The organism is Exiguobacterium sp. KRL4 (assembly GCF_001870785.1).
Taxonomy (GTDB): Bacteria; Bacillota; Bacilli; order Exiguobacteriales; family Exiguobacteriaceae; genus Exiguobacterium_A.
Map to the genome: position 1 here is coordinate 74638 of NZ_MOLV01000009.1, position 19352 is coordinate 93989.

Here is a 19352-nt window from a genome sequence, read left to right on the forward strand (position 1 = left end):
AAGTAGGGGCTTCCTGGACTTAAATTCTGTGAATCCGCCTGACCGTCTACGAACGGTCAGGTTTTTTTGGTACGCTACGTACAGGAGGGAAAACAATGAAAAAAACCGGTCTGATTTTTGATATGGATGGTGTCATCTTAGATAGTGAGATCCAATATTTTAAAGTACATCAGCAGATGTTTGAGACGTTATCGATTCCGCTTGATCGTGTCCAGTACGCGACGTTCATGGGGAAGACAGGTGATGAGATGTGGACAGAACTGATTACGCAACATAAGCTCCCCCACGACACCGAATCGTTGCTTGCGCTCGAACATGAATTATTTCAACAACATGCGAAGCCGGAAGACTGTGGTTTAAAAGACGGTGTCAAAGAGTTGATGGAGCTTGCCCGGACGGAAGGATACAAAATCGCGATTGCTTCGTCGAGTTCGCTTGAAAAAATCAAACGGGTCATCACGCATTATGAGTTAAAAGTCGATGCGTACACGAGTGGATTTGAAGTCCCACGGTCGAAGCCGGATCCGGCGATTTTCCGATTGGCGGCAAAGCGGATCGGTCAAGCACCGGACGCCTGTATCGTGATTGAAGACGCGGCGAACGGAATGATTGGTGCAAAGCAAGCCGGTATGGAAGTCATTGCTTTACTTGATGAACGGATGCCGACACAAGTCTTGCATCACGCGGACCACGTCGTCTCATCGCACGCGGCAATCGGAGAAATTTTACGGAACCGTTGACGATAAGGGAAGGTTCAGCTTACACTAACACATAGATAGTCCATTGCGACGAACTGAAGTAGTAAGGGAGTCATTCCGTTTTAGAGAGCTGGTGGTCGGTGCAAACCAGTCGGAATCGTCCGTGAACTCGTCAGGGAGCATGATGCGTGAAAACAAGTAGTGCATCCGGTCCTTCACACCGTTATCTGTGAATCAAGTGGTCTGCTGTAGTAGACAACGTGGGTGGTACCGCGGAAGACAAACCGGTCTTTCGTCCCTATTCCTAGGGGCGGAGACCGGTTTTTTTTGTATATTCAGAGGGGGAATGAAAAAAATGCCGTACAATCATCGTGACATCGAACCAAAATGGCAAGCGCGCTGGGAACAGGATAATGCGTTCGTGACAACAGAAGATCCAGAAAAAGAAGGATTTTATGCGTTAGACATGTTTCCGTATCCATCGGGAGCTGGACTGCATGTCGGACACCCAGAAGGTTACACAGCAACGGACATCCTTGCTCGGATGAAACGAATGCAAGGATACAACGTCCTTCATCCGATGGGATGGGATGCGTTTGGACTTCCGGCGGAACAATATGCACTCGATACAGGGAATGATCCACGTGAATTCACAGCCCAAAATATCGAGACGTTTAAACGTCAGTTAAAAGATCTTGGTTTCTCATACGATTGGGACCGTGAAATCAATACGACGGATCCGAAATACTACAAGTGGACGCAGTGGATTTTCACACAACTGTATGAAAAAGGATTGGCGTTTGTGGATGAAGTGGCCGTCAACTGGTGTCCGGCGCTTGGGACCGTTCTTGCGAATGAAGAAGTCATCGACGGTTTATCCGAACGCGGGAATCATCCGGTCGTGCGTGTCCCGATGCGTCAATGGGTCTTAAAAATCACAGATTACGCCGATCGGTTGTTAGAAGATTTAGATGAACTCGACTGGCCGGAGTCCGTCAAGGAAATGCAACGGAACTGGATCGGGAAATCGGAGGGCGCTGAAATCGACTTTACGATTGATGGTCACAAAAAACAAGTGACGGTCTTTACGACACGTCCGGATACCGTGTTCGGTGCGACATACCTCGTTCTTGCACCGGAGCATCCGTTTGTCTCGGACATCACGACGGCAGACCACGCGGAAGCCGTTCAAACCTATATTGCTTCCGTCCAAACAAAGTCGGATTTAGAACGGACGGATCTTGCGAAAGAAAAAACGGGCGTTTTCACAGGTGCTTTTGCCGTCAATCCGATTTCCGGAGAACGCCTTCCGATCTGGATTGCGGATTATGTTTTGTCGACGTATGGCACAGGTGCCATCATGGCCGTACCGGCCCATGATGAACGTGACCATGAGTTTGCGAAACAATTTGACCTTCCGATCATTGAAGTCGTAAAAGGTGGTAACGTCGAAGAAGCTGCCTATACAGGTGAAGGAGAACACGTCAACTCACAAATGTTAGACGGTTTGTCGAAAGACGAAGCAATCGAGACGATCATCGCAGAACTTGAAACGAATCAAGTCGGGCGGAAGAAAATCACATTCCGTCTACGGGACTGGTTATTTAGCCGTCAACGTTACTGGGGGGAACCGATTCCGGTCGTCCATATGGAAGACGGAACGATGAAGACACTGGATAAATCCGAATTACCGCTTGAGTTACCGATCATTCCTGAGATCAAACCGTCTGGAACAGGCGAATCACCGCTCGCGCTTGCAGAAGGCTGGCTGGACTACACGGATCCCGTCACTGGACAGAAAGGGCGTCGCGAGACGAACACGATGCCACAATGGGGAGGAAGCTGCTGGTATTACCTCCGCTTCATCGATCCACATAATGAAGAAATGTTTGCGGATCCCGAAAAATTAAAATACTGGCTCCCGGTTGATATTTATATCGGCGGTGCCGAACACGCTGTCCTTCACTTGTTGTATGCCCGCTTCTGGCATAAAGTCTTGTATGATATCGGCGTCGTGCCAACAAAGGAACCGTTCCAAAAACTATACAACCAAGGGATGATTCTTGGGGAAAACAACGAAAAGATGTCGAAGTCACGTGGTAATGTCATCAATCCGGATGAAATCGTCAAATCACACGGTGCGGATACACTTCGTTTGTATGAGATGTTCATGGGACCACTCGATGCGTCCGTCTCCTGGTCGGAAAATGGACTTGATGGAGCACGTCGTTTCCTTGACCGTGTCTGGCGTCTGTTTGAACGGACGGCTGATATTCAGGACGTCACATCCGTCGATGCGGATTTCGAACGGGTTTACCATCAGACCGTTAAAAAAGTCACAGAGGACTTTACGAATATTCAATTTAATACAGGGATTTCACAATTGATGGTCTTCGTCAACGAAGCCAATAAACAGCCTGTCCTTCCCCGGCATTTCCTTCGTGGATTCATCCAATTGTTGACACCTGTCGCACCGCACCTTGGTGAAGAACTTTGGGAACAACTTGGTTTTGAAGAGACGTTGACGTATGCATCGTGGCCGACATTTGATGAAACAAAACTTGTCAGTGACACGATGGAATTTGTCATTCAGGTGAACGGAAAAGTCCGTTCGAAACTTGTCATCAGTACAGAAGCTACAAAAGAAGAAATTGAAGCTCTTGCATTTGCAGATGAAAAAACACAAGAGTGGATTGGCGATAAAACAGTTCGGAAAGTCATTGTCGTTCCGAAAAAATTGATTAACATCGTCGCGAATTAATGAAAACCTCCTCGTCTGGTGTCATCAGAACGAGGAGGTTTTTGTGTTCTCCGTCGCAAGTCCGCTTTTTTTTTAGGTCACCTTCTGCTAAACTGAATCAGAAACCGAGACAGAAAGGCGATTTGTGTAAATGAAACGAACTTATATAGTCTATACAACGATTTTTGCCGTTGTCTCCGGGCTGATTCTTTGTGTATCACTCGTCTTTTCTAAACCAGAGACGTTGGCGCAAATTCAAGAGACCTTTGCAAAAATTGAGACTCAATCCAAACATCAGGCAGCAGTGAAACAAGCCCCATCTAAAACGCCATCCTCGATTCCGAATCCGGAAGAGCCGTTGATCAAGAATGTCCAGCAGATGTTATACGATGATTCGATCGGCTCGTATCTCGTTGTGACAGAAGATTACCGTTTCTTTGAGATCAGCGGAACTGGGGAACGGATCAACGCTTCGTTCCAGATTGAGGATGAAGGGAAATTGATGTTATCAGGTCTTGACGGCATGACACTCGTCGATGGTGAAACCGTTGCCCTGTTGACATCAAACCAGATACTCGTCACGATCAAACGGGAAGACGGCGTCTGGAAGGAAGACAAACGTGAAAAAATAACAGGTACGACGATTCGAGACAGTTTTCATGGTCTTGGTTATGATATGAAAGAAAAACAATTCTATACCATCAATCACATTCGTTCTCTAGAACGAAGTGAGCTGACGTATTTTATGACGAAACAGGACGAACTCAAAATCGATCCAGATGCGACGGCGAAAGAAAAACGTGCATTGAAGAAAAAACAAAAACCACCTTACTTGACGATCGTCGCACGGAAGCGAATCGATACGGTCAATGGGATGCGAAGTGATGTGAAAAAAGCTTTTACGGATAACTTCCGACCGATTGGTCTGGCAGAACGACAAGGTCGGATCTATACGCTGGATTCGGAAGCCCTGTATCTCTATTCCATTGATACGAAGGATGTGACGATTACGGGAGAATCGGCCAGTCCGAAAGTATATGGTGCGGAAGGGATATTCGTCCAAGATAACGAACTGTTTGCGCTTGTCGAAACCGATAAATTTTCGAGCCGTTCCTTCACACCAATCGACTAAAAAGGCTAGCTCCGATGATGGAACTAGCCTTTTTGTCATTGCGCTGTCATGGCCGCGTTTGTTCCGGCACAATGTCCGGTCACGAATGCGGCAGTGATGTTGTAACCACCTGTATAGCCGTGAATATCTAGGATTTCGCCTGCAAAAAACAGACCATCTGCCTTTTTCGACATCATCGTTTTGGGATGAATCTCCTTGATTGAGACACCACCTCCGGTAACAAACGCTTTATCAAAGTCGAGTGTACCCGTCGCTTGTAAGGGGAACCGCTTGAGTGTCGTCAGAAATTCGGTGAAGTCCTGTTTTTTGATTTGCGTGCAGACTTCGTCACCAAAGCCGATTCGGGCAAACAACAGTTCAAGGAGTCGTTCCGGAACAAAACCTTTAAAGGCGTTTCGGACCGTCTTCTTCGGATTAGCGGAAAGGGCTGCCTGAAAACGTTCCGTCAGGGCGCCGGTTGATTCTTCCGGGAACAAGTCGATTGAGAGATGGACGATGCGTTCACCAGACCGTTTTCTTTCCTTGATCGTATATTGGCTACACCGTAAGGCGATTGGACCACTCAGTCCGAAATGCGTAAACAAGAGATCACCCGTATGTGTTTTGATAGGTTTATCTTTTTTACCATGAACCGTCAACGCGACATCACGTAACGACAGTCCTTGAAGCGTTTTTTCTTGGATGAACAAATCGTTTAATAAGATGGGAACTTCTGTCGGAAACAGATCCGTGATCGTATGTCCGGCTTTACGTGCCCACGGATAACCGTCACCGGTCGATCCCGTATGGGGAACCGATTGTCCACCGACAGCGACGACGCAGCTGTGTGCTTCTAGACGTGTCCCGTCCGCCAAGAGAACGGCAGCAAATGAACCGTCCGGATGGAAATCCAGTGTCGCGACTTCGGCATTGATTTGAATCTCTGCCCCGTGTTGACGGATCTGATCGATTAAGACACGGACGACATCGGCTGCTTTATCCGAAACCGGGAACATCCGTCCATTGTCTTCTTCTTTTAATGCCACACCAAACCCTTCGAATAGTTCGATGATCGATTCATTATTGAACTGCGAAAAGGCACTATAAAGAAAACGGCCGTTTCCCGGAATCGATTGCACGAGTTCTTCGAGTGGTTTTCGATTCGTGACGTTACAACGACCGCCACCCGAGATGGCGAGTTTACGTCCGAGCTTACTTCCTTTATCAAGCAAAAGCGTCTTTGCGCCTGCTTGTAACGAGGCGAGCGTTGCCATTAAGCCGCTTGGTCCGCCTCCGATTACGATTACATCATACATGTGGTCACCTCATTCAGTTAGATTCTGCTTGTTCCACTTTAGCAGAAGTTGGTAATGTAAACAAACCGTCTCTTTCTTTTATGCAAACTGAGGGGTATAATGATTTGCAATTGTGCAAGAGAGAACTTGTATATTGAGACGTCGGTTGATTCAAGAAAAAATAGAAAGCGCGAGGAAGGTTATCATGTCCACTGTCAACAAAAAGCAAGAGACTTCATCCACCAATACCGGATTCGTTCGTGGAACGATGTTATTGTCCGGCGCATCACTCATTTCCCGTGCCCTTGGTTTGATTTATCTGTTTCCGTTCCAGTTCATGGTCGGAGCGACGGGTATCATGTTTTATACGTATGCCTACAATTATTATGCCATCATGATTGGTCTCGCGACGGCTGGAATTCCGGTCGCGGTTTCGAAGTTTGTCGCGAAATATAATGCGATGGGCGAATATGATACGAGTGAACGGTTGTATCGTTCGGGACTGAAAATCATGTCGATTACCGGTGTGATTTCGTTCTTAGCCTTATTTTTACTGGCGCCTTATTTGGCACATCGTGCGATTCCCGGAGGAGATGTCAATTCCGCATCGTACATCGATGCCGTCACGATGACGATTCGTGGTGTCAGCTTTGCCTTGATCCTGATTCCGGCAATGAGTATGACACGTGGTTATTTTCAAGGCTACCAATCGATGGGTCCAACGGCGATTTCGCAAATCTTGGAACAAATCGTCCGGATCATCTTTTTACTAGCGGGAGTCAGCATCGCGATTTATCTATTTGATTCAGATGCGGCTTGGGCAGCAACGATTGCGACATTCAGTGCCTTTATCGGCGCAATCGGGAGTGTCGTCGTGCTCGTCTATTACTTCCGGAAACGGGCGCCTGGTCTGAAAGCATTACGGGAGGGACAGACGGTCGTGTCACCCGACCGACCGCTATCCGGTCTCTATAAAGAGTTATTGACCTATGCGATTCCGATTGTTATGGTCGGTTTATCGACGCCCCTCTATCAAGTCATCGATCAAAATACGATGAATGCGGCTTTGCAGAGTATCGGCTATACGTTAGAAGCAGCGGGGAATGCGACAGCCTATCTGATTGCAGATAGCCATAAAATCGTCTTGATTCCCGTGTCGGTCGCGACGGGTCTATCATTGTCGGCGACGCCTTTGTTGACGGCATCCTTTACGCAAGGCGATATGCAAAAAGTCCGGAAACAGATTTCCCAAATTTATCAACTGGCCTTTTTCGTGACGATTCCGGCTGTCGTCGGAATGATTTTACTCAGCGAAGAAACGTTCCGTGTGTTATTCCCGAAAGATCAAGCGGCTTGGGTCTACTTGTTGAGTTACGCACCAAGCGCCTTATTCCTCGCGCTTTATTCGGTTACGGCGGCTGTCCTTCAAGGAATCAATCGGCAATATTTCACGATCGTTGCGACGATTGCCGGTTTATTGACGAAGTATCTGCTCAATGCACCCTTGATTCATTGGGTCGGAGACGGAACAGGGGCAGGTTATGCGACGATTCTCGGATATCTTGTTGCAACCGGATTGATGTTCTTCCGGATTACGCAAACGGTTCAGTTCCCGTTTAATACGGTTTTACGGCGGACCTCTTTAATCATGATCATCAGTGCGATCATGGGAGCAAGTGTTGCCCTGGTCAAATGGGGATTGGATACGTGGCTTCCGGACACGACAGTCGGATCGCTCGTCATCTTACTTGTCGGAGCAGCCGTCGGGATTGTTGTGTTTGCCGGTCTTTCGATCTGGAGTGGACTAGCTGAAGCAGTGCTTGGACGAAAATTTTCAATGAAACGAGGACGAGGAAATGCGTCTAGATAAATTACTCTCAAACATGGGAGCAGGATCACGCAAAGAAGTGAAACAATTACTCAAATCTGGTGCGATTCAAGTCGATGGAGAAATCGTATTCGATCCGAAACAACATGTTGATACGGAAAAACAACAGGTACTTTTGTATGGCGAACCGGTTACCTATCAAAAATTCGTCTACTTGATGATGAACAAACCACCCGGTGTGATCAGTGCGACGGAAGACAAACGGGATCAAACCGTCATCGATTTGCTGCTTGAAGATGTCACGTACTTTAAGCCATTCCCGGTCGGTCGTTTAGACAAGGATACGGAAGGATTATTGTTGTTAACGAATGATGGTTCCTTTAATCATGCGTTGATGTCACCGAAAAAACATGTCGAAAAAGTCTATTATGCAGAAGTCATCGGGATGTTGACGGAAGAGGATGTTGAGGAAGTGGCAGAAGGTGTGACGCTGGATGATGGATATAAAACAAAACCGGGTAAACTCGTCATCTTAGAAGCGACGGATGAGACGTCGACGCTTGAGCTGACGATTACGGAAGGCAAGTTCCATCAGGTCAAACGAATGATGCTTGCGCTTGGAAAGGAAGTCAGCTATCTCAAACGATTATCGATTGGTCAATTGCCACTCGATCCGACGCTCGAAGCAGGCGAATACCGTGAATTGACACGAGGCGAATTAGCCTTGTTTGACTGGAAACCGGAATGAAAAAAGGACGCTCTTCGTGAGAAGGGCGTCCTTTTGGTTATCATTGATTTCGAAGAGCTTCCGCAATCGGATAAGGACCGCTTAATACTTCGAATTGGTGTGTCTGAGTCGGCTGATCAATCAACGTGACGAACAGAGCGGCGACATCATCACGTGGAACTTCTCGTCCTTCATACGAATCAAAATGTTCTTTTGTTTCAATCGTCCCCGTCGGCGCATCGTAGCTGAGTGGACCAGGACGTACGATCGTATAGTCGAGACCGCTGTCTTTTAGATGACGGTCTGCAGCCCCTTTGGACTCGAGATACACTTTTAAATCACCTTGCGGGTGATCGGCACCGACTGAACTGAGCATCAAGAAGCGTTTAATTCCATTTGCTTTTGCCGCATCGATGACCTTAATGGCACCCTCCTTATCGACGGCGCGCGTCAATTCTTCAGAAGCTCCACCGGCACCAGCAGCGAAAATGACGACGTCGGCATCTTTGACGACATCCGTGACCTCTTTTGTTAAGTCACCAAGGCGTACTTCAGAAGCGCCAAGTGCAATCAGATCATTGATCTGATTTTCTTCCCGGACGACGGCGATGGCTTGGTGTTGACCATGTTTGCCGATCAATTCGACCATTTTTCGACCTGTTGTTCCGTTTGCTCCAATGATTAAGATATTCATGACATCATCTCCTTCTCAAACTAGATATACCCTGCTTGAAAAAAAAATAACAAAAAAAGACGCGAAGAATTCGCGTCGTAACAGAAAATAGTCTGATGAAACATCTTAATCAACCGGCTTGTCGTTGTTTTTTACTTGATGTCCAAGTACCACGTCTTGGGCTTACAATGAGGTTGTTGTATTCGAGTACATTCAAGTCACGTTGAACGGTTCTTGAGGTAATCCCGAACTCTTCAACCAAGTCTGCTGTCGTAGTAGCTCCGTTCTCATTGATATAGAGATAAATCGATTTAATACGGGTCAACATACGGTCTGTAGAGTCTTTCATTGGTATAACCACTCCCCCAATGGATAGAATAGTGTTCTAAAGCTTCGGGTGACAAAAGACGATGACTAATTAAGTTGTTTCGCCTTTAGTATAACTCTTTTAGTATAGAATGCAAGTAATTTAACCGAACGTTTTCAAAAAAAACACAATCAATACATACTCATTAACGAATGAATAGTCTTTTGGAGTCTATTAATGTTCGTTTAAAGGCTAATAACAAAAGATTTCGTATTTTGGATGTTCGTAATTGTCAAATTTTCGCTATACTTAGAGGTGAACGAATTAGCGGATAAGGGAGAGAAGTGTAATGGTCAACTGGAAAGAAGAAGTTTTGGCTCGACGCGAGGATCTTTTAGCTGATTTACAAGAGTTGTTACGGATTCCAAGCATCCTCGATGAAACGACGATCGAAGAAGGTGCTCCGTTTGGTAGAGAAGTCAAACGCGCACTCGATTGGATGCTCGCATTAGGCGAACGAGATGGATTCATCACGAAAAATGTCGACGGTTATGCCGGGCATCTTGAATATGGTCAAGGACAGGAATTACTCGGCATCCTGTGCCACCTGGACGTGGTGCCTGCTGGAGGCGACAACTGGACATATGGACCCTTTAACCCAACTTTAGCGGATGGGAAGTTGTACGCCCGGGGAGCAATCGATGACAAAGGACCGACGATGGCGGCGTATTACGCGTTAAAAATCGTCAAGGAGTTAGGGTTGCCACTTTCGAAACGGATTCGTTTGATTGCAGGTGGGGATGAAGAAAGTGAATGGCGTTGTGTGAACCATTACTTCAAACATGAAGAAATGCCGACGCTTGGATTTGCTCCTGACGCGGACTTTCCAATCATCAATGCGGAAAAAGGATTATACGATGGTTTACTGACACAAGGGAAACCGGTCAAAACGGACGATGCGGGGTATCATCTCGTCCGTTTTGAAGGGGGAGAACGTCCGAACATGGTTCCGGGGCATGCGACAGCGACAGTTCATGTGGCAGAACGCGGGACGATCGAAGAAAAGTTCCATCAGCATCTGGAAGAACAAGGGCTGACGGGCACGGTCAAAGAAACGGCAGAAGGACTTGTCTTTGAAGTGATTGGTGTCGCAGCACACGCCATGGAACCGGACAATGGTAAAAATGCCGCCCTCCACTTGGCTCGTTTCTTAAATACCCTCCATTTGGATTACAATGGTCGCCGTTACATCGAGATGACGGTGCATATGTTCCGTGATTCAAGAGGGGTGGCGCTTGGCGTCGCAGCATCGGATGAAACAGGCGACTTGACGATCAACGGGGGTGTTTTCCGCTACGAAGGGGAACAAGGGACTGCTTCGATCAACATTCGTTATCCATACAGTGCAGACTTCACGGAACGGTTGCAACTGATCAAAGAAGCGGCGAGTGCTTACGGTTTTGAGTTGCAGACACGCACCCATATGCCACCGCACCATGTCGATCCGGAACATGAGTTGATTCGGACACTCAGCGCGGTCTATGAACGACAGACGAATCAAAAAGCAGATTTGATTGCGATCGGTGGTGGAACATACGCCCGTTCTCTGACGGCAGGTGTCGCATTTGGACCGGTTTTCCCAGGTGGGCCGGAAGTGGCGCACCAAGTGGATGAGTATGTTGATTTTGAAGAGTTGTTGTTGGCAGTAGCGATTTACGCAGAAGCAATTTACGAATTAGCGAAATAATCATTGTTTCGAGACCGTATACATGCTTGTTCAATCGTCAATTTCATAATGAAATGATCCCCCGAATCCATCGTGATAGGGGGATTGATTCTTAAAAGGAGCGTCAGTTGTGATCCATCGTCAAAAATATCATTTTCAAGCACTCTATTTTTTCATTTTTTTTGGGCAAGGTGCACTTATTCCGTATTTGACGCTTTATTTTTCAAATGATGCCTTCCGGTTATCGGCATCCGAAATTGGGACGATTGTTGCAGTGGGACCTGTATTGTCGATTGTCTTGCAACCGGTTTGGGGGATGGCGGCAGACCGTTTTGGACGACCGAAACGGTTGTTGCTCGTCGCGTTACTTGCAGCAGGTCTCCTGACGGTCAGCTATTTGCTGACCTCCGTTTATCTTTTGTTATTATTGATTGCTTCTCTCTGGGCATTGTTCCAGTGTGCACATATTCCACTTGTCGACACGTTAGCAATTGAATTTTCAAAACGAAAGTCGGTTGACTATGGGGCATTACGATTATTTGGGTCTGCCGGTTTTGCGCTTGCTGTGTTTATTTTAGGTCAAGTGACGGAACAAGGGTCACTCGGTGCGATTTTTTATGCAAGTGGAGCAGCACTTGTGCTTGGGTTCCTTGTCCTGATCGGCATCGAAGAAACTCCTGCCATATCGGTGGAGCGTGAACATGTTCCGTTGGCGACGTTATTTTCCAACAAACGCTTTTTGTTGTTTTTGGCAGGCGGAAGTTTAGTGTTCGGACCGATTTTTGCTAATAACTATTATTTCGGAAGTTACGTGACGATTCGTGGAGAATCGACGGCACTCGTCGGAACTTTATTTTTTGTCGCTGTTCTATGTGAAATTCCATTTATGCGTGTGGCAACCCGTGTAATGTTACGGTTTGGTCCGATTCCGATCCTTGTTTTCGTCTCGTTATTATCAGCAGTGCGAACAGGGCTGTTGGCTCTTGAACCACCGGTTTGGACGTTATGGATACTTGCGGCATTACAAGGACTGATCATCGGTCTGTTGATTCCGGTCGCACTTGACTATGTCCGTTCGCTGGTACCTGCATCGACAGTAGCGACGGCGGTTAGCACGTACATGGCGACGACAACCGGTTTAGCGACGGCGTTATTTAATTTAATGAGTGGTTTCGTTTTTGATCAAGGAACCATCTATACGGTATTTTGGGTATATACAGGTAGTAGCCTCTTGGGGGCATGTCTCTATCTCATCAGTGGGAAAATCAAGGAGTGACTCGCATGGACGCACATTATTTCATCGCCCTTCCGATAGCAGACGAGCAACTGATACAATTTGCGACAACCTTACAATTGGAGCAGTATTATAAGACGGTTTATGAGCCGGGCGAGTATCACCTGACCCTTCGTTTCTTAGGCGCTTTGACAGAAACGGAGTTAGCGGATTGGCGAACTCGTTTGTTGGACATCGTTGAGACGATGCAGGGATTGACACTCCATTTGGATCATCTCGAACGGTTTGGTTTGGCTGAACGTCCGCGTGTGTTTGCGGTCGGACCATCATTAAACAATCAATTGCTTCAACTGGCGCAAAAAATAGATCCGACCCCACATCAACCGTTCCTTCCACACGTTACTCTAGCGAAAAAGTGGAGGCAGGAAGTAACCCTTCTTCCTCCTGAAGGAATACCGGCTAGTTATGTGGACGTAAACGAAATCATTTTATATAAAATTTGTCCTACCAGTCGACCACGCTATCAGGTCGATACACGGTTTCAATTCGGGAAGAAATAAATGAGGTGATATGATGGCATTGCTGATGAAACTGTATGATTTAGAAAGTCGATATGAACGAAATCCGTTAGAAGTCTCGAAACGATTTAAAGACCAACAACTTGTGGATCATGCAAATGTTTTAAAAAAATGGGAGGCGGGAGAGTTGTTTCCGGGTGAAACGATTGTACGTCCTAAAAAATGGTGGCAACCCTTTAAGAAAGCGGAGGTCGTTCAAGTACCCGGTAAGCAGATTTCGAAGGTGGCTTTTGATAAATGGTATAAAAAACGAGTCGAAGTGCAGAAATTAGTTTATGTAGCCGGTGGAGCGACAGAAGAAGACATCTGGCGCCTACCGTTAAGACGGCATCTCGACTTTTATCAGATGCTTCATTTATTGAATGATCAATTCGGCATGTTTTATCGGGCCGTCATTCAGTATCAACAAGGCGAAGTCGAACTCAGTCCGTTTATCATCGGACCGTCTAGGATTTATCTGCTCGATTGGCTTGACGGAGAAGAGAGTATCTATCATATTAAACGCGATAAACTTTGGCGGGAGCAACCGTTTAAGGCGTCGCCTAAAAATATCGTCAACCCGTTGATTAGTCTGAAACGGACGGAAGATGTCTTACGGATGATATTAGGTTCGGAATTCATGTTGCCAATTGAACGCGTCGTCATCGCGTCACAAGGATATTTTGATCATATTCCAAAAGAGACGACGACGACCTATGTCAGTAAAATTGATTTTAGTGAATGGTTACGGAAAATGAATGCGTCTGCTCCACATACAAAAGCGTCCCAGATGCGGGTGTGTGAGCAAATCCTCAAGGAAACGGTTTCGGTTACATTTCAGATGGCACTGAACAGTCAGGAAAATGAACGGATTCGTAAATAGGGAGGGAAGCGACAAGACATTCGATTGTCGCGTGAAGAGATGAGGAACAGTGAATCGGGAACACAACAAGCCAGGCTGATTTCAGTCGAATTCATGACGTTTCAAACCATTTTGATGGAAACGATGACGCCGTTCGGACAGGATGACTTTTTGCTTGTATCCGATGGACGGGTGATCGACCACCGGATCAGTAGTCAAGAAGAGAGTGACGGTACATTCAAATTGACACTTCTGCTCGATCGAGCAATTGAGTTGGAACGGTGTTATGAAATCGTATTACCCGACCAGGAGCGACTTCGTGTTTTACCGAGTCAAATCGTACGGACGATGTTGTTTGACCGTAAATACAGTTACGAAGGACCGTTAGGCCTTGTGTTTCAGGAGGAGAAGATTGCTTTTTATGTGTGGTCACCAATCGCGGAGCGGATCGAGTGTGTGCGTTATGATCAAGAAGAACAGGAAATTGAAACAAAAGAACTTGTTCGGCAGGAACGGGGTGCTCATCACCTGATTGTTCCGCGGCAATGGGAGCATAGCTTATACCGGTACCGGGTGACGACGTATCTCGGAACACATGAAATCGTTGATCCGTATGCAAAAGCAGTTAGCACCAACGGCCGTTTTGGTGTGTTGCTTGATATTGAACATGAAATCGATCAACATTTTCCACACCGCGAGAAACGTCCCATCTTAATCAAACCAACGGATGCCATTCTTTATGAGGCGCATGTACGTGATTTCACGGTCGATCCGTCTTCCGGTTCTGCATACCCTGGGCAATACTTGGGCGTCGTGGAGTCAGGAACAGTTTCGCCGGAGGGGCGGACGACGGGCATCGACTATTTACTTGAGCTTGGTGTCACGCATCTTCAGTTGCTTCCCGTTCATTTTTTTACGACGACAGAAGAAGTGAGTCGCAGTCCGTATAATTGGGGATATGATCCTGTTCAGTGGTTTTCACTTGCTGGGAGTTATGCCAGTGACCCGACCGATCCGAAAGTCCGGATTTTGGAGTACGCCGAGATGGTGGAACGACTACATGCAGCGGGAATTCGTGTGACGTTTGATGTCGTCATGAACCATGTCTACATCCGAGAGCACTCGGCACTCGAACATCTGGTGCCGGGTTACTATTTCCGGTATGAATTAGACGGTACACTTGCCAATGGGACCGGTGTCGGCAATGATACGGCATCCGAACGTTTCATGATGAGGCGGATGATCGTCGACTGTCTGACGTATTTTGCTGATGTCTTTCGGATTGATGCTTTTCGATTTGATTTGATGGGGATTCATGATATCGAAACGATGAATGCTGTTCGGGCTGCGTTAGATGCAATTGATCCGACGATTTTAGTGTATGGGGAAGGTTGGGATTTAGCGACGCCACTTCCGCACCGTCAAAAAGCAACCAGTTCCTTCGCGTCACAAATGCCTAAGGTCGGTCATTTTAATGATGTCTTCCGAGATGCATTAAAAGGATCGACGTTCAGTGAGACCGACCGTGGTTTTGTTTCAGGAAACGGTTGGCCTGAAGGCGAGGTTCGAAACGGAATGGCAGGCAGTATCACGCTAGCGGGTCAAACAGCGGGGCGTTTTCCGGAGCCGACGTATTCCATCAATTATGTCGAGGCGCATGATAACCATACGTTATACGATAAGTTGGTGCTGGCTCGACCGGATTTGGATGAAAGGATACGACTGCAGATGAGTCGACTTGCCCAAACGATTGTCTTTTTATCAGCGGGCATACCGTTTCTTCATGCCGGACAAGAATTCGGACGGACTAAAGGCGGAGTCGAAAATAGTTACAACGCACCCGATGCCATCAACCGAATCGATTGGACGTTACGGGATCGGCATGCTCGGATGGTTGACTATCTCAAGAACATCTTACAAATTCGTCGGATGCACGGTGGTTTTCGGCTGCATCGAGCCAATCAGATTCAAGAACTCTTTCATTTCTTACCGATGCGCGCGGGAGTCATCGCCTATGAAGTCGAAGCCGTCCATTCGTATGATGCCTGGCAACGGACATTGGTCGTCCACAATGTGACGATGGAATCTGTTGAGATCGCGCTTGATCATAACCGGTGGAACGTCCATGTACAGGGAGAGCGCGCATCCGTTACGCCGATTGAGAAGGGTGTTGCCCGGATCATGGTCCTTCCGTTGTCAACAACGATTGCAACATGTTAAGATAAGCATTGTGCCTGAAGGCAAATCTACTAAAAAGTTGAGCGGATTATAATGGAATTAGATATTTTAGATGCGCTTGGCGAAGGCTGGACCCTTACGCCAGCAGGTGGAATTACGGGAGAAGCGTACATTGCTTCGACCGGTCAGTCGAAACTCTTTTTAAAACGAAATTCATCGCCATTCCTGGCGATTTTATCTGCGGATGGGATCGTACCAAAACTGCTTTGGACAAAACGGATTTATAGCGGGGATGTCATTAGTGCGCAACAGTTCATCGAAGGTCAAGAATTAGAACCGGAAATGATGGAACGACCGGAAGTGGCGCGCCTGCTTGGGAAAATCCACGATTCGAAAGAATTGTTATTCATGTTGCAACAGCTGGACCAACGTCCGATTGAGCCAGATGAGCTGTTACGACAATGCCGTTTGTATTTTCAACCAACCGAACTTAAGCAACCTGAACTGATTGAACAGGCGATTGACTATTTATCCGAGCGTTTACCGTATGTCAGAACGGATGAGCAAGTTGTCTGTCACTCCGATCTGAATCACAATAATTGGTTAGTCGGGACAGACGGTCATCTGTATCTCAATGACTGGGATGATGCCATCATTGCGGATCGTGCCTATGATCTAGGGATGATGCTGTACAGTTATGTGGATGAAGAATTCTGGCCGGAGTGGTTTGCGAGCTACGGTCATCCATTGACGGCTGAACTCAAACAACGGATGTATTGGTATGTCGTCGCACAAGCTGTTTTGTCGATTTATTGGTATGAAGATACGGCTCATCCCGATGCGACAGATAGTTACCTTTTTCTAGAACAACTGCTTGAGACTGAGCAGGGGGAATAAGGCGGGATCTATGCCGAATGACGACAAAAAACGTGTGGACACAGAAATAAGTGTCCACACGTTTTTTTTAGCCTTCTGCGATTTTGATTTCTTGTTCGATATCGTGGCTTTCGAGATCAGCTGTCCGGTAATCGACTGTCGTCGGAAGACGTAAATCCAGACGGGGTTTTTCTTCAAATGTCACGGTCACATGTTGGACCGTATAGTCGAAGACGTGACCACCACCGCTGCGCTCCTTGTCGATGAAATGAAGGTGATACCCAGCGACGGCGATACCGTGACCGAACCGTGGTGTGAAGTAACCCGCTAACGTTCCTTCGATCTGTTCGAACGTCCGGGCACTTTGTGTCGCGACGGCTTCTGTGATCGGCCGAAACGGTTTTTCTTGTCGGGCGACCGTCCGTGTTTTGACTTCAGAAAATGTTCCGTCGATCCGCACCGCATAAAAACTGTTGACGGTATGGAGTTGCTCACTCAACCACTGTTCAAACGCTTGTTTCGTCATCACCTGATCCATTTGGAACGAGTGTTCTGGAGTGAATCGGGTGAGGGAACAGAACGGCGTTGTCGTTTCTGGGTCGAGTGGTCGGGCGCTGCCATCAGAACGGAGCTGGTAAAACGCTCCGTCAAACCCAATCATTTCACCATCTAGATGATCGAACGTTCCGATACCGAAATCGTGTCCTGCGAGAATGGAGGCATAACTCGTTTCGCTTTCAAACACACCATCGAGTAACGCCATCATCGTTGAAATTTGAAGTAACGTATCATCGTGTTGCATCGTTTCCAGCTCCTATCAGTTAAGTTGATCCAAGTGTACTTCTTTACCAAGCGTGATGTTATCACTGTAGTCAATCGGAACGTCGACGATGACGGGACCTTCCGTCTTCCATGCTTCTTCCATGACGGAGACGAGTTCCGATGGATGGTTGACGCGGAGTCCTTTGGCACCAAAACTTTCGGCGTATTTCACAAGATCGACTTCACCGAACGACGTGCCCGATTTCCGGTTGTATTTCATTTCTTGTTGGAAAGCAACCATATCAAAACCACTATCACGCCAAACGAAATGAACGAGTGGTGCATTCAGTCGGACGGCAGTTTCGAGCTCCATCGCGGAGAAAAGGAACCCGCCATCACCAGAAATCGAGACGGCTTTTTTACCAGGGCGAACGAGCGTCGCAGCAATTGCCCAAGGTAAGGCGACGCCAAGTGTCTGCATGCCGTTGCTGAATAAAAGGTGACGTGGCTCGTACGAACGGAAATGGCGAGCCATCCAGATATAGTGAGACCCGACATCGACGGTAACGGTCACATCGTCAGCGATTTGTTCCCGTAATGTTTTCATGAAATAGAGTGGGTGTGTCAAAAGAGAGTCTTTGACGATTGGTGGAATATCTCGTTCCTCTAGCCGTTGTTGAAGACCACGCAAGAACTCCGTCGAACTCGTCGGGAGGGTCAGTGGATTCAAACGGTCAGATAAGGCGTTGATCGTTGCGGCGACATCACCGACAAGTTCCCGGTCCGGGCGATAGAAGTGATCAATTTCAGCGCGCATCTGATCGAGGTGAATCAAAGTCCGGTCGTGGGAAGGTTGATTCCAGAACTTCGGATCATAGCCGATCGGGTCATATCCGATCGCTAAGACGAGATCGGCTTCTGCCAACAAGGAATCCCCTGGTTGGTTGCGGAATAGACCGACGCGGCCATAGAAGTTCGATTCGAGTTCTCGCGAAAGTGTACCGGCTGCCTGAAACGTCTGGACGACAGGAATCGATACCCGTTGTAAGAGTGCGCGAATCGCTTGGACGACATGTGGTTGACTCGAGCGCATACCAAGTAATAACACCGGTAACTGAGCTTGCTCGATTAACGTTGCTGTCTCGTTGACCCACTCTTCTGGAGCGATCCCGAGTTTGGGTGTCGGGACTGCTTTAAAGGAGGTGACGTTCGATTCACTTAGACCAACATCTTGCGGGATGCTGACAAAAGCGGCACCGGACGTCGTTTCAGCAGTCCGAAACGCATTCGACAAGACTTCTGGAATATTATCGGCATCTTGAACTTCGGCGCTGAAGTTCGTGATTGGTGTGAAGAGGGCCTGATTGTCCATCGATTGGTGAGTCCGTTTCAGACGATCGGCACGCGGCACGGCACCGGCGATCGCGACAACCGGGTCACCTTCCGAGTTGGCCGTGACGAGACCAGTCGCGAGATTCGAAGCGCCGGGGCCTGATGTGACAAGGACGACACCCGGTTTATCCGTTAAACGACCAATGGCTTGAGCCATGAAAGCGGCATTTTGTTCGTGGCGTGCGACAATCAGTTCCGGACCACGATCCTGAAGAACGTTGAACACGGAGTCGATCTTCGCGCCCGGGATTCCGAAAATATAGTCGACCCCTTGTTCAATCAAGGTGTCGACGACTAAATCGGCGCCTGTTTTCTTCTGTATCATATTTTCTTTTTCTCTGTTTTGTTTTTCTGTCATTACAATTCTCCTTCTTTACCAATAGTTT

Annotated in this window: 16 protein-coding genes and 1 other annotated feature; of the genes, 11 read left to right on the forward strand and 5 right to left on the reverse strand. The window is 47.4% G+C overall.

Annotated features, from left to right (window positions below; all coding sequences use genetic code 11):
* Window positions 1–95: 95 nt before the first annotated feature.
* The 3 genes from BLD48_RS07650 to BLD48_RS07660 all read left to right on the forward strand — a co-directional run bounded on the left by BLD48_RS07650 (window position 96) and on the right by BLD48_RS07660 (window position 4570).
* Entirely contained in the window at window positions 96–740 is a 645-nt protein-coding gene (locus tag BLD48_RS07650; RefSeq protein WP_071499676.1) for an HAD family hydrolase, read from the forward strand.
* 39 nt (window positions 741–779) lie between these two features.
* Window positions 780–1001, forward strand: a binding site (T-box leader).
* A gap of 52 nt (window positions 1002–1053) precedes the next feature.
* Window positions 1054–3459, forward strand: a complete 2406-nt coding sequence (gene leuS, locus BLD48_RS07655; protein ID WP_071499677.1) for a leucine--tRNA ligase — start codon at window positions 1054–1056, stop codon at window positions 3457–3459.
* Between the two features lie 130 nt (window positions 3460–3589).
* On the forward strand, window positions 3590–4570 hold the full coding sequence (locus BLD48_RS07660; protein ID WP_071499678.1) for a hypothetical protein: 981 nt from the start codon (window positions 3590–3592) through the stop codon (window positions 4568–4570).
* A gap of 35 nt (window positions 4571–4605) precedes the next feature.
* Here the strand turns inward: BLD48_RS07660 and BLD48_RS07665 are convergent, their stop codons facing one another.
* The gene (locus BLD48_RS07665) at window positions 4606–5865 is read right to left on the reverse strand and encodes a BaiN/RdsA family NAD(P)/FAD-dependent oxidoreductase (protein WP_071499679.1); all 1260 of its coding nucleotides are present in this window, start codon (window positions 5863–5865) and stop codon (window positions 4606–4608) included.
* Window positions 5866–6049: 184 nt separating this feature from the next.
* Between BLD48_RS07665 and BLD48_RS07670 the strand changes: the two genes are divergently transcribed.
* On the forward strand, window positions 6050–7714 hold the full coding sequence (locus BLD48_RS07670; protein ID WP_071499680.1) for a putative polysaccharide biosynthesis protein: 1665 nt from the start codon (window positions 6050–6052) through the stop codon (window positions 7712–7714).
* Window positions 7701–8420, forward strand: coding sequence for a pseudouridine synthase (locus BLD48_RS07675; RefSeq protein WP_071499681.1), 720 nt, complete (start codon window positions 7701–7703; stop codon window positions 8418–8420). The genes BLD48_RS07670 and BLD48_RS07675 overlap by 14 nt, the downstream gene beginning before the upstream one ends.
* 40 nt (window positions 8421–8460) lie before the next feature.
* On the opposite strand, the gene BLD48_RS07680 is transcribed toward BLD48_RS07675, so the two are convergent.
* Entirely contained in the window at window positions 8461–9093 is a 633-nt protein-coding gene (locus BLD48_RS07680) for an SDR family oxidoreductase (RefSeq protein ID WP_071499682.1), read from the reverse strand.
* A 109-nt stretch (window positions 9094–9202) separates the two neighbouring features.
* A complete protein-coding gene (locus BLD48_RS07685; RefSeq protein WP_012371138.1) occupies window positions 9203–9421 on the reverse strand; it encodes a DeoR family transcriptional regulator in 219 nt (72 codons plus the stop codon).
* A gap of 307 nt (window positions 9422–9728) precedes the next feature.
* On the opposite strand from BLD48_RS07685, the gene pepV reads away from it, so the two are divergent.
* The 6 genes from pepV to BLD48_RS07715 all read left to right on the forward strand — a co-directional run bounded on the left by pepV (window position 9729) and on the right by BLD48_RS07715 (window position 16833).
* Window positions 9729–11126: a dipeptidase PepV gene (gene pepV, locus BLD48_RS07690; RefSeq protein WP_071499683.1), complete on the forward strand. Its 1398-nt coding sequence runs from the start codon at window positions 9729–9731 to the stop codon at window positions 11124–11126.
* 109 nt (window positions 11127–11235) lie between these two features.
* A complete protein-coding gene (locus BLD48_RS07695; RefSeq protein ID WP_071499684.1) occupies window positions 11236–12381 on the forward strand; it encodes an MFS transporter in 1146 nt (381 codons plus the stop codon).
* A gap of 5 nt (window positions 12382–12386) precedes the next feature.
* Window positions 12387–12899, forward strand: a complete 513-nt coding sequence (thpR, locus tag BLD48_RS07700; RefSeq protein ID WP_071499685.1) for an RNA 2',3'-cyclic phosphodiesterase — start codon at window positions 12387–12389, stop codon at window positions 12897–12899.
* A 13-nt stretch (window positions 12900–12912) separates the two neighbouring features.
* Window positions 12913–13779 (forward strand): hypothetical protein, encoded by an 867-nt coding sequence (locus BLD48_RS07705; RefSeq protein WP_071499686.1) that lies wholly within the window; start codon window positions 12913–12915, stop codon window positions 13777–13779.
* 39 nt (window positions 13780–13818) lie between these two features.
* Window positions 13819–15978 carry a type I pullulanase gene (pulA, locus tag BLD48_RS07710; protein ID WP_071499687.1) on the forward strand — a complete coding sequence of 720 codons (2160 nt, stop codon included), beginning with the start codon at window positions 13819–13821 and terminating at the stop codon, window positions 15976–15978.
* Window positions 15979–16029: 51 nt separating this feature from the next.
* Entirely contained in the window at window positions 16030–16833 is an 804-nt protein-coding gene (locus BLD48_RS07715; protein ID WP_014971047.1) for a phosphotransferase family protein, read from the forward strand.
* Between the two features lie 67 nt (window positions 16834–16900).
* On the opposite strand, the gene budA is transcribed toward BLD48_RS07715, so the two are convergent.
* Both budA and alsS read right to left on the reverse strand, forming a co-directional pair.
* Window positions 16901–17614: an acetolactate decarboxylase gene (budA, locus tag BLD48_RS07720; RefSeq protein ID WP_071499688.1), complete on the reverse strand. Its 714-nt coding sequence runs from the start codon at window positions 17612–17614 to the stop codon at window positions 16901–16903.
* Window positions 17615–17629: 15 nt separating this feature from the next.
* The gene (gene alsS / locus BLD48_RS07725; protein WP_071499689.1) at window positions 17630–19324 is read right to left on the reverse strand and encodes an acetolactate synthase AlsS; all 1695 of its coding nucleotides are present in this window, start codon (window positions 19322–19324) and stop codon (window positions 17630–17632) included.
* Window positions 19325–19352 lie beyond the last annotated feature (28 nt).